This is a genomic window from Tabrizicola sp. (genome assembly GCF_041911175.1).
Classification (GTDB): Bacteria; Pseudomonadota; Alphaproteobacteria; order Rhodobacterales; family Rhodobacteraceae; genus Tabrizicola.
In genome coordinates, this window is record NZ_JAYRPN010000094.1 from 1 (window position 1) to 10,650 (window position 10,650).

Genomic DNA, 10,650 nt, shown 5'->3' on the forward strand with positions numbered 1-10,650 from the left:
CGCGCAGGGCTTCCTCGATGCACCACAAGAGATCGGTCTCGCCATTCGCGCGAAACAGGTGCAGCCGTTCGCCGACGCCCCGCGGCAGACCCCGCAGCATCGGCAGTTCGGGGATATGGGCGGGAGCGATCCAGACCAGCGGGCCAGGATGGCGCATTGCCTGAAACAGCGCAAAGGCGCGGCGGCCTCGCCCTTCGGCTTCATGCACGCGTCGCGGATGCAGGTCAAAAGGGTCGGAGGGAACCGACGGCTGGCGAAGGTGGTCAGGCCGCATCTTCCCGCCCTCCCTCCGCCACGATCTGCAGCAGACCGTCGGCCAGCGGCCGCTGCAACTTGAGCGCATCCGACACAGACGCCTTCAGCCATTGCCGCCATTCTTCTGGCTTGGTCAGGATGACCGGCATGGCCTTGGGATGGATGAGGGCCACTTCCGCATTGGGCGGGCAGGTCAGGAAGCCGAAGAGCTCCGCCGTGACTTCGCCCTCCTTCAGCTTGCGCACCGAGGTCCATTCGGCGCGGATACCGGCAAAGAAGGCCAGCGGCCGATCCGGGCCAAGGGCGAACCAGACCGGATGGTTGCGCGGTGCGCCGGGGCGGCTGTCGATCTCGGAAAAACTGGTGAAGGGGACAAGGCAGCGATATTCCACCCCAAGCCAGCGCTTCCAGTGCTTTGATTCCACATTGCGGATGTTGGTCACGCCGGGGTCGGTGCGCTTGCCTTCCAGAAACACCTGCGGTGTCGGCATCCCCCAGCGCGCCTTGGTCAGTTGCCAGCTACCTTCCGGCCCATGTCGGATGATCGGTGCGGGATAGTCAGGGAAGATCCCGGCCATCGGTGGCAGGTTGCCGGTCAGATCGATCAGCTCATCGTCGTCTTCGCGCATGTCGTCGAAGACATGGCGCATGGCGTCCTGGCTCTTGGTCTGGGAGTACAAATTGCACATCGGCGGGTCCGGGAATCACGAAGGGCAAATTGGAACATTGACAGAACATAGGGCTTGGGGAAAGCACGGTTCCGGCATCCGTGTGCGCCCAAAGGTGCACAATTGTGCCCATCGGCGGGCACGACAGCGCGGGGCCGGGTGTGGCATCCTTCCGGCGCAGCGAATCCCTGCCGCTCCTTGAAACCGTGAATTCGTGAACCGGGCCGGGCGATGCGCTTGCGGTCGAGGCGTCTGGTGCTTCCCGCAAGGGGGATGCCCGGCCCGGAACTCACCACAGCGTCGGCGGCTCATTCCAGCGCATATCGGCGCCCTAGTAATCCGTCTCGACATAGACCCCGGCGCAGTCGTAGGCGACGGCCGCAGCGGTGGCGCCGTTGTTCATGTAAAGCCGGGGCGACAGGAACTGGGTGCTGGCAGGCAGATCGGCAGTGATTTCCTGTTCAAAGACCGCGCCAGAAACCTCGTCGACGATGCGTACCCAGACAGATGTGCCGTTCGGCGGGGCGGCAATGAACAGGGTCAGCACGCCGCCGGTGGCGATGGCAAAGCTCGCGCCCATGTCGGTCAGGGTCGGCGCACCGGTGCCATCGTTGCGGACCAGTTGCCAGTTGGCATGGGTGCCGCGCTGGAAGCCGATCCCGATGCAGTTCAAGGCGGTGGTCAGCGTCAGGGTGGTCGCCAGCGCGGCCGTTGATCCATAAAGGCCGAAGAACCCCATGCCGGTCGCCTGCAGGGTGGTCAGCGAAATTCTTGTCACGAAGGTCCAGCCGCCAAGCCCGGCCGCATTGCCGCGCCAGCAGGCCCAGCCTGCGGATCGCTGTTCGGCGGCGGCATCCACGGTTGCGGCCGAGGTCAGTCGCCATCGCCGCATGGAGGCGGCGAGGTTGGTGGCGGCCAGAGTGGGCGTGGAGACAGTGCCGACCGAGGTGATTGGCAGGCCTTCGGTGGTGACCGTCGTGCCGGTCGAGGGCGACCAGTTGGCGATACGGTTCACCCCGAAATGCGGCTGCAGCGGAAAATCCCGGCCCGAGGGGCGCATCACATCAATCCATGGCGCCCCTGCTCGGGTGCGGGCATAGACCGAGGCTTTTCCGGCGGGGGGCGGCGATGGTGCGACGCTGAGGCCGGGCAGGATGGTCGGCTGGGGCAGTTCCACCTGGCCGGTGCTGCGGTTGATCTTCAGCGCATCATAGAAAGCCGAACCATCGGGGCTGACCTTGAAGCTGAAATCATCGCTGCCAAGAAGGCCGATCAGAGCCCTAGCCGAGAAGCCGGTCTTGAAGGCAAGGGCCGCGTCATTCCCGGCCGCCGCCTTGTTGACCGTCGCCTCGATCCCTGCGCCTGCGTTGTTCAGGAGAACTGCGGGGGTGTTCACGGATAGCCGGTTGAACATGTCGGCCGTGGCTCCACCGAGGCCGAGCAGCTGCGCGGTCAGGTTCGCCTGGGGCATGCCGACCTGCGTCACGGAGTTGGCGAAGGTGACCATCGGCGTGTTTATGACTGTCGTCCCGCTTGCACCAGCCGTGGCCGAGCCGATGTTGACGACCGTGGTGGATCCAGACGCCCCGCCGGTGCCGAGGTTTAGCGTCTTGGTCACGCCTGTGGCCGTCACCCCGGTGCCCATTCCGTAGGTGGCGGTCGTCGTTGCCGTGCCGATGCTGGCCGAGGCCGCCGACATAGTAACGGTGCCCGAGGCGGTTAGGGTTCCGGAAAAGGTCTTGTTGCCGGTGAAGGTCTGGGTGCCAGCAAGGATCGCCAGTTCCGACGATGTGTTCGGCAGCGTGAAGGTCCGCGTGGTGCCGGTGGTAATCCCCGAGAGCGAGAACAGCGCCTTCCTGGTCGGATCGGCTTCGTTCACCAGGCTGAAGACAGCATCCGACACATCGACTGGCTCGCCGACGGGATCCCAGGCAGCGCCGTTCCAGACGACGAAGGCCGCCTCGTCGGCGATCCAGGCCAGCCAGCCCGGGCGCGGTACCAGCCGCATCCAGACACCGTCGACCCAGAAGGCGACGTTCAGATCCCAACCAGCCCACAGACCCGTCGCGCCCGAGGCAATGATATGCCGGTCGCCGTCAGTCGGGCTGGCGGGTGGGGCAGTGCGGGTGCGGTCCAGCACTGACAGCTGCACCATGGCGTCCAGCAGCCGCAGCGCCTCGTTATGGGTGACATGCTTCTGGGCCTGCGAGGCCAGGATGTAGGGCAACAAAAGGTGTGTGGTGATGTCGGACATGATTGCCTTCAGAAGCTGAGGGTGACGGATCGCCCAGCGCCCCGGCCGATCAGGGCCGAGAGCTGGAAGATGCGGATCGCGAGGGATTGGTTGGGGCCGAGAGGCGCGCCCCAATCGGCGATTTGCTGCGCGGCAGTGTAGAGGGCAGAGGTCGTGGCAACTTGTAAGGTTCGCTTGAGAGTTGCCCCATCGAGGATTTCCACCTCGTAGCTTTCACTGTCCTCGGACAAGGGCACATCGCCCACGCCCCAGCTGTCGGCGGCAAGGGACCGCGACCGGCGCGTCCAGCGGATGGTCAGATCGCCGGGGCTGCGGGCGGTGCGCCAAGGCTGTTCGACATGGCCGACCGAGAAGGGCCGCAGCCCAGCGCCCTCGGGGGTGAAACTGGTGGCGACAAAGGTTTCGTCACTGACCGGCTTGGAGGCCGGGCCAATGCGCCAGTTCCAAGGGAGGCCCATATCGGCTTCGGAAATTGGCAGCGATGCCAGAGCCGCATCCAGCACCACCACCCGCGCGCCACTTGGCACTGTGCTGACCATGGCGTCTTCGGTGCCGCGCTGGCCGCGCAAGAGCCGGGTCAGGCGATAGCGCTCCGGCGCGATCAGTTCGGCTGCGCCCGCCTGGAGGATCTCCCACTGTCCGGCACCGGTTTCGACGCCCAGCGCATTGGCGCCGCGGAAGAGGGCGAGGTCCGTGACACTTTCCAGCGTGCCGAATTGGAGATCGACCACCAGCGCATTGCCGAGGTCGAAGCGCGCGACCGGTCCGGCATGGAAATCCGCCGCCAGCACGCCCATCCGCGCCCGCGTGCCAAAGGTGGTCAGCAAGGCGAAGCCATCTGTCGCGGCACTGCGGTAAACGGCCATCTCGCCGGGCCATGGCCTGGCGTGGGCCGCGACAAGGGGCCGGTGCGCGGGTTGGTCCTCGCGCAGCTGCGGCAGGTCGAGCAGGACGACCTCTGGCGCGCCGAAGACGGTTGGCGTCGATAGCGAGGCCGGGCGTGGTTCGCCGGGGGGCAGATCATAGACCGCCCCGTCCTGGCGCACGGCGTCGACATTGCGCAGGTCGGAGTCGGCGATGGACACCAGCCGCAGTTCCGTAAGGCGGCCATCGTGATCAAGCAGGATCACGTCGCAGGGATCCAGCGCCAGTCGCGAGGGCGGCAGGCGGAAGACGGCGGTTTCCCGGCCGACCCAGGCCTCCATCAATGCGCGGCGGCAACGGCGCTCGGCCTCCTCGGGCGTGATCGCCATCGGGAAGGCTTCCGAGGCGATGCGCGCGCTTTGAGCCGTGATCCGCCGTGCCTCGACCTGTGCCGCATCATAATCCTCGTCGGCCCGCGCGACCTGCCATTTCAGGGCCTGCGGCAGTTCGGTTTCCTGCGCGCGGGTCAGTTCCATCACGTCGCCTTGTGCCGAAGCAGGCGCGACCATGCTGTCGGGTGCGATGGTCGCACTGGCGATCCGGCCGCGCATCAGGAACCTGATCCGCCCCTCGCTCTCGACCGCATCGAAGCCGAAATGCCGGGCCAGCGTGGAAATCGAGGCACGCGGGGCTTCCAATGCCGAGATGACATAGCCCTCGACCGCGCCCCAGAGGCCGGAGACGTCGATCTGGATTTCCGGCATCCCGGCGCGCAGGCAGAGGTGGCGGACGAGGGCGGCCAGCGACACCGCGCCCAGACGCCCGGTCAGCCAGTGCCCCAGGCGCCAGTTCGGGCCGTCGGTCCAGACATCGGTCAGTTCGGGAAAGAACGGGTAGGGCCGGGCATCCCAGGTCCAGGTGGCGCATTCGGGAACATGGACCATGCGGTTGCCATAAACCGCTGACACCGGGTTGTTCGCCGCGGCACCCCAGAACAGACAGGTAGCCTCCAGATAAGCGCGCTGGATCGCGTCGTCGCGCCAGCCGCGTGAAAAATACGGTGTGAAGCTCTCCGAGGATTTCGGATCGAAGAACACGTTCGGCTGATTGGTGCCACGATCGATGGCCGAGCAACCCAGTTCGGTGAACCAGATCGGTTTCGACTGCGGCTCCCATGCGGTCGGCGTGCCGCTTTCCACCCCGCCCGGGCGGTTGAAATGCGGGTTTTGCCACCAGGCGCGCAGATCCTTGAAGCGGAAGACCCAAGGCTTGCCCGCTCCGCCATCGGTGACCGGCGTCCTGACCTGTGCCATCCGGTCTGCCGGGCTGGCATAGTACCAGTCGAAGCCTTCACCACCGGAGATGTTGGATTGCAGATAGGCGCGGTCATGGATCGCCGGGGCCAGCGCCGCATCAGCATGATCGAACCCGTCGCGCCAGTCCGACAGTGGCATGTAGTTGTCGATGCCGATGAAGTCGATGTTCGTGTCCGCCCAGAGTGGGTCGAGGTGGAAATACACATCGCCGCTACCATCGGCGGGGTGGTGACCGAAGTATTCCGACCAGTCGGCGGCATAGCCGATCTTGGGCCCGGCGCCGAGGATCGAACGGACGGCCGTGGCGAGCGATTTATATGCGGTGACGGCTGGATAGGTGCTGGCGCCGGAACGGATCGTGGTCAGGCCCGGCATTTCCGAGCCGATCAGGAAGGCGTCGACGCCACCTGCGGCTTTGCAGAGATGGGCATAGTGCAGGATCATCCGGCGCAAGCCCCATTCGCTGACCGGGCCGATCCAGCTGACAGCACTGCCTGACACGCTGAAGTTCGCGGGCGTGGCCGTGCCGAACAGGGCAGAGATCTGCGCCGCGGCAGTTGCGGTCTTGTCCACCGATCCTGCAAAGCCTGCCGCCGGAGAGCAGGTGATGCGCCCGCGCCAGGGGAAACTCGGCTGGCCCGGCGTCGCAGCGCCGTCCGAATACGGGTTCGGCAGGGTATTGCCTGGCGGCACATCCATCAGCAGGAACGGATAGAAGGTCACACGCAACCCGCGCGCCTTCATTTCCCGGATCGCCTGCACCACCGCGAAGTCCGCAGGGGTGCCGCCAAAAACCGGCCGATCTTGGGCATCGCGGCTGACCAGCATCGCCTCGGCGCGGGCAACCCCGTTCACGATCCATGCCGAGGGTGTGGTGGTCTTGGCGGCCACCTCGACGCCCGGCCGCACCTTGCAGCTTCCGGCGCGCAGGTCATCGCCGAACCAGGCCACCACCAGGCTGACGCTTTCCACTGCCGGGGCCATCGCCTGCAGCCGGTCCAGCGCCACGACGAGGTCGGCGGTGTCCGTGATCGCGTTCACGTTCTCGGCCAGGGTCGCGCCGCCCGCGCCGGAGGATTTCTTCACCGGCACCGTCGCATAGCTGAACTCGCCAGAGGCCGGGATCAGCGTCACGGCCTTGACCAGCCCTTCGGCGGTGTCGGGGTCTGCGAGGGGCCGGAACACCTCGAAGCTGATCTGCGGCAGGCGGTTGCCGAAGGGGCCGAGGTCAAGTTCCTCGAAGACGACATAGGCCGTGCCGCGATAGGCGGGGGTGTTGGCAGCACCCATCTTGGCCGAAATGAACGGGTCCGGGGACTGCACCTCGTCGCCGGGATACCAGCGCCAGGTGATGCCGGTCAGATCCATCACCTTGCCATCGGCCCAGATGCGGCCAATACCGGTGATCTCGCCTTCGCAAAGCGCCACCGCGAAGCTGGCATAATAGAGGTATTCGGTGGTCTTGACCTTCGGCCCGCCGCCTTTGCCGCCACCTTGGGTCGTGGTGTTGACCTCCTCGCGGAAATCGGTGGCCCAGATGATGTTGCCGCCGATGCGCATCCGGCCGAAGAGGCGCGGGATTACTGCTCCCTCGGTCGAGGAGGTGATGCGCAAGGAGTCCAGCCGTGCGCCCTCGATGCGCTGGGCGGGGGCCAGCGAGGAGACGATCCAACTGTCGACCACCGAGCCGATGGTGGAACCGATCATGCCGCCGATGGCTGCGCCGGACAGGCCGAGGATGGTGCCGCCGAAGCCAGCACCGATCGCGGAGCCGACGGCCCCGAGAACCAATGTTGCCATGATGAAAATCTCAGATGCTGCTGGAGCGTGGAAACAGGAAGGCGAACGCGATACGGCGCCGCCAAATCGGGGTCAGGACTTCCTCGACCACGCCCAACCGTTCATAGGCATGGATGAAGGTGCCCGAGCCGGTCAGGATCCCGACATGCTTGGCAATGGCGCGCGGGGCCATCCGGAACAGGACCAGCGCGCCGGAACCGGCCTCGGACGGGACGATTTCCGGCATCATCGCCCGTGCGCCTTCCGCCAGAACCTCGCGGGGGCCGGTCTCGCCCCAGTCCCGGCTGTAGGGCGGGATCGGGAAGGGCTCGTCGCCCACCAGCTCGCGCCAGACGCCACGCGCGAGGCCGAGGCAGTCGCAGCCGACTCCGCGCAAACTGGCCTGATCGTGGTAAGGCGTGCCGAGCCAGGCGCGCGCAGCGGCAACGACCAAGGCGGGGTCGGTCACGAATTTAAGATGGGTCACAGCACGCTCCCGTCATGACCGCCGTCCTGACTGGCATAGCGCAGCCCGTTCGGCGAGCAGACAGTCCCGCGAACTGCCTGCTGACCCGCCTCACTCTGATCCGGAATGCCCGTCACAGGACTGCTCCGTCATGGCCGCCGTCCTGGCTGGCATAGCGCAGCACGGCATCTTGTCCGGGAATGTTCGGAAAACCCCTGAAGTTGGCGACATTGGCGAACTTTGCACTGCAGGTGGCGATGCGCTTGTCGCAGCCTGCTCGCGCGATGAAACTGTCATTTTCGGCGATGGCGTGCACCGGGGCTTCCAGCAAGGTCAGGGTCGCGATGCTGCCATCCAGCCCATGCGCCAGCACCTCGGCAATACGCCCCGCATTTGCACCGCTGGTCCAGGTGAGCGTGCCGGAGGTGAACCAGCCCGCGTCAAACCCGGCGAGACCGGAGGCCATGAAGGCCCGGTCGCGCAAGAGATCGGTCACGACACCGCTGCCCCTGTAGACGGCATTCTCAAGATCGATCCCGCAGCGGGTATCGCCAAGTGCCGCATCGCACCCGGCCTGAAATGTCCGCCCAACGGTCTGACCCAGCACATGCGCCAGGGACCGGACCTCAGCCACAAAGGCCATCCGCCCGCGCCGGATTTGCCCGACCGCGCCCCGGCGCAGCAGAACGCGCTGGCTGGTGTCGGCCCAGTTCACCCGCCACAGTTCCACGCTCGCGTTGTCCCAGCGCCCGTCGAGGATGTCGGTCTCGGTGATCCGATCCGAGGTCAGCACGCCGGTCGCGTCCTGCGCATCGACCGAAAGATCGGAGCCCGCGCGGATTTCCGAGGCGGCAAACCCGCTTTCTGGCTCAAACCCGGTCCCATCAAAGGCCACCGGGCGATCATGATCGGTGAAGCCCAGCGCCATGCCATCGCTGCGCGAAATCCGCCAACACCAGGCGAGCGTCGTGGTGCCATCATCGAGATGCGCTTGCAGTGCAGGGGAGAGCGATTTCACTTCCGCCCCCAGCCGCGCAGCAGGGCAAGCGAGGCCAGCGCCGATGAGACCACCCCGCCCGCCGCGCCGGTCAGGGCGTAGAGATTGAAGGGGCGGATATCGAGCGTGCCGGTTGCCAGATCGAACTCCGCCAGTCCCGCCATGGCGAGGCCGGAAGCTGCAAAGCAGGCCAGGTAGACGAGGCCGCGGGCTAGGGTCCAGTTCATGTTCATGCTCCGATCAGGGATTTGAGGAAAGCGAGTAGGCGTGCGGCCAGCGTTGATCCGACCGGTGCAGGTGTCAGCGCGGTTGCTGCGGGCCTGGCCGGGGCTGGGGCGGCAGGCGTTGGGATAGTGGGTGGATCGACGATTGGGCGCAGCAGCGCCAGTGCTTCGGCCTCGGTCAGCCGCCGGATCGGTCGCGCGAAACTGACCCGACCATCGCGGTTGACCGCCCAGACGGGGATGGATCCGGTCGGATAGCGGCCTTTCGCGAAAAGGTCGCGCTCGGCCTCGCGGCGTGGGCGGATGGCGGCGGGCTTGAGCCAGCCCATGAAACCGTCAGCGGCGACCGTGCGATTGCCCGCGTTGAGGTGGCGTGTCAGCGCAGCTTTGGCGATGCCGCCGGTATTGTAGTGGAAGGAAACCAGCGCATCGAACTCGTGCGGTTGCAACGGCACCGTCACGGCACGCTCGACCTCGGCCTCATAGGTGGCAAGGTCTGCGCGCAGGAGCCGGAACGCCTCTCGGATGCCCGCATCGAGATCGGCGGGCATGCCGCGTGGCATTTTTTCAGGGTCTGGGGCTCCTGCTGCGGCGGTGTGGCCGATGCCGAAGGTCCAGACGTCGTTCACGTCGAGATAGGGTCCGGGCACGATACCTTCGTGCCGGATCAGGGCCAGGAGGCCCATGTCTGTCATGTGCATGGTGTCACCCGATGGCTGAGAAGAGGAGGATCAGGGCCGCGATGGCGAAGCCGATGCGCAGCCGATGGCTGTAGGTCAGGCGCGGATCGGCTGCATCGCAGCGGAGGGAACGCGCGAGGCGGAGGAGATCATTCATCACTGGCGCCTTCCCTTGCGCCGCGCAGGCGCGCGAGGATCAGCTCGATGAAGGCGGGACCGAAGACCCCGACGAGGTAAGCGGCCGATCCGGCCGCGCCCCCGGCTGGAATGGCCTCCGGCGGCAGGCCGAGCCAGCGGGTGACAAGCGCCATGGAGAGGCTGCCCATCCCCGCCGCGATCAGCCCACCGATGAGGATATGGCGCAGGGCGTCGCGAAGCCGCATCCGCGTGGTCAGCGCATTGGTCGCGCCGCCCAGCGCGCCCCAGGCGGCGAGGATCACGGCGGTGGAACCTGCCAGATCGCGCAGCACCGTGGCGAAGAAGCCGGGTTCGTCATTCATCTGCGGATCTCCAGGAGGGGGATGGATGTGATGGACCCGAGACGCTCAAGGTCGAGGGTGACATCGAGCATGTCGGTGTCGAAGCGGACGGGGGTGTCGAATTCGAAACCCACGGTGATTGCGGCGCCCGCGCCAGGGGCGGCGGCGAAGGTGACGCTGCCGGTGGGGATGTCGACGCTCCAGCCCGTCATCTGCTCGACCCCGTTCAGGGCGAGGCGGATGGTTCCCGCGACCGGCTTGGCGATGGCACGAGTCCAGGACTGCGCCCCTGAGCTGTAGCGCTTCAGAAGGGCGAAACTGGTGACAGTGCCATTGCCGGTGCCGATGGGCTGGTCGGTCGGAGACACCGGCTGCGACGGCAGGCAGGATTTATAGTCGGCCCAATCCTTGTAGCGGAAGCCGTGCAAGCGGCCGTTGCGGGCCTCGAAGAAGGCGACGACCGACGCCAGATCATCCGCACGGCGAATGCCATAGGCGACGTCATAGCGGCGGCGGCTGTTGGCCCAGCTGGCATTGCGCTCCTCGTCGCCACTCGCCAGCTCCACCACTTGCGTGCGCCGCTCCGGCCCGCCCCGCGCGCCGCGGCTGATGTTGTCCGGAAACCGGATCTCGTGAAACGCCATCATTATCCTCCATTGTTCGTGCTC

Annotated in this window: 10 protein-coding genes; all 10 read right to left on the reverse strand. The window is 66.4% G+C overall.

The features are described 5' to 3' along the window. Nucleotides 1-263: 263 nt before the first annotated feature. The 10 genes from ACE3P6_RS12885 to ACE3P6_RS12930 all read right to left on the reverse strand — a co-directional run bounded on the left by ACE3P6_RS12885 (nt 264) and on the right by ACE3P6_RS12930 (nt 10,626). Nucleotides 264-944, reverse strand: a complete 681-nt coding sequence (locus ACE3P6_RS12885) for an SOS response-associated peptidase (RefSeq protein WP_374395630.1) — start codon at nt 942-944, stop codon at nt 264-266. Nucleotides 945-1,254: 310 nt separating this feature from the next. Further along, nucleotides 1,255-3,177 (reverse strand): DUF2793 domain-containing protein, encoded by a 1,923-nt coding sequence (locus ACE3P6_RS12890; RefSeq protein ID WP_374395633.1) that lies wholly within the window; start codon nt 3,175-3,177, stop codon nt 1,255-1,257. Between the two features lie 8 nt (nt 3,178-3,185). Further along, nucleotides 3,186-7,157, reverse strand: a complete 3,972-nt coding sequence (locus ACE3P6_RS12895) for a glycoside hydrolase TIM-barrel-like domain-containing protein (protein WP_374395636.1) — start codon at nt 7,155-7,157, stop codon at nt 3,186-3,188. A gap of 10 nt (nt 7,158-7,167) precedes the next feature. Then, nucleotides 7,168-7,623 (reverse strand): NlpC/P60 family protein, encoded by a 456-nt coding sequence (locus tag ACE3P6_RS12900; RefSeq protein WP_374395638.1) that lies wholly within the window; start codon nt 7,621-7,623, stop codon nt 7,168-7,170. Between the two features lie 112 nt (nt 7,624-7,735). Then, nucleotides 7,736-8,620, reverse strand: coding sequence for a DUF2163 domain-containing protein (locus ACE3P6_RS12905; protein ID WP_374395639.1), 885 nt, complete (start codon nt 8,618-8,620; stop codon nt 7,736-7,738). Continuing rightward, a complete protein-coding gene (locus ACE3P6_RS12910; RefSeq protein ID WP_374395641.1) occupies nt 8,617-8,826 on the reverse strand; it encodes a hypothetical protein in 210 nt (69 codons plus the stop codon). Before ACE3P6_RS12910 ends, ACE3P6_RS12905 begins: the two co-directional genes overlap by 4 nt. Before the next feature lie 2 nt (nt 8,827-8,828). After that, on the reverse strand, nt 8,829-9,518 hold the full coding sequence (locus ACE3P6_RS12915) for a lysozyme (protein WP_374395643.1): 690 nt from the start codon (nt 9,516-9,518) through the stop codon (nt 8,829-8,831). 10 nt (nt 9,519-9,528) lie between these two features. Next, a complete protein-coding gene (locus tag ACE3P6_RS12920; RefSeq protein WP_374395645.1) occupies nt 9,529-9,660 on the reverse strand; it encodes a hypothetical protein in 132 nt (43 codons plus the stop codon). After that, nucleotides 9,653-10,003, reverse strand: a complete 351-nt coding sequence (locus ACE3P6_RS12925; protein ID WP_374395647.1) for a hypothetical protein — start codon at nt 10,001-10,003, stop codon at nt 9,653-9,655. The genes ACE3P6_RS12920 and ACE3P6_RS12925 overlap by 8 nt, the downstream gene beginning before the upstream one ends. Then, nucleotides 10,000-10,626 (reverse strand): TIGR02217 family protein, encoded by a 627-nt coding sequence (locus ACE3P6_RS12930; protein WP_374395649.1) that lies wholly within the window; start codon nt 10,624-10,626, stop codon nt 10,000-10,002. Before ACE3P6_RS12930 ends, ACE3P6_RS12925 begins: the two co-directional genes overlap by 4 nt. Between the last annotated feature and the right edge of the window lie 24 nt (nt 10,627-10,650).

Bases quoted from the DNA above. Each gene is read 5' to 3' on its own strand.
- ACE3P6_RS12910 (WP_374395641.1), bottom strand. From the start codon at position 8,826: ATGAACTGGACCCTAGCCCGCGGCCTCGTCTACCTGGCCTGCTTTGCA.
- ACE3P6_RS12890 (WP_374395633.1), bottom strand. From the start codon at position 3,177: ATGTCCGACATCACCACACACCTTTTGTTGCCCTACATCCTGGCCTCG.
- ACE3P6_RS12930 (WP_374395649.1), bottom strand. From the start codon at position 10,626: ATGGCGTTTCACGAGATCCGGTTTCCGGACAACATCAGCCGCGGCGCG.
- ACE3P6_RS12895 (WP_374395636.1), bottom strand. From the start codon at position 7,157: ATGGCAACATTGGTTCTCGGGGCCGTCGGCTCCGCGATCGGTGCTGGC.
- ACE3P6_RS12915 (WP_374395643.1), bottom strand. From the start codon at position 9,518: ATGACAGACATGGGCCTCCTGGCCCTGATCCGGCACGAAGGTATCGTG.
- ACE3P6_RS12925 (WP_374395647.1), bottom strand. From the start codon at position 10,003: ATGAATGACGAACCCGGCTTCTTCGCCACGGTGCTGCGCGATCTGGCA.
- ACE3P6_RS12920 (WP_374395645.1), bottom strand. From the start codon at position 9,660: ATGAATGATCTCCTCCGCCTCGCGCGTTCCCTCCGCTGCGATGCAGCC.
- ACE3P6_RS12885 (WP_374395630.1), bottom strand. From the start codon at position 944: ATGTGCAATTTGTACTCCCAGACCAAGAGCCAGGACGCCATGCGCCAT.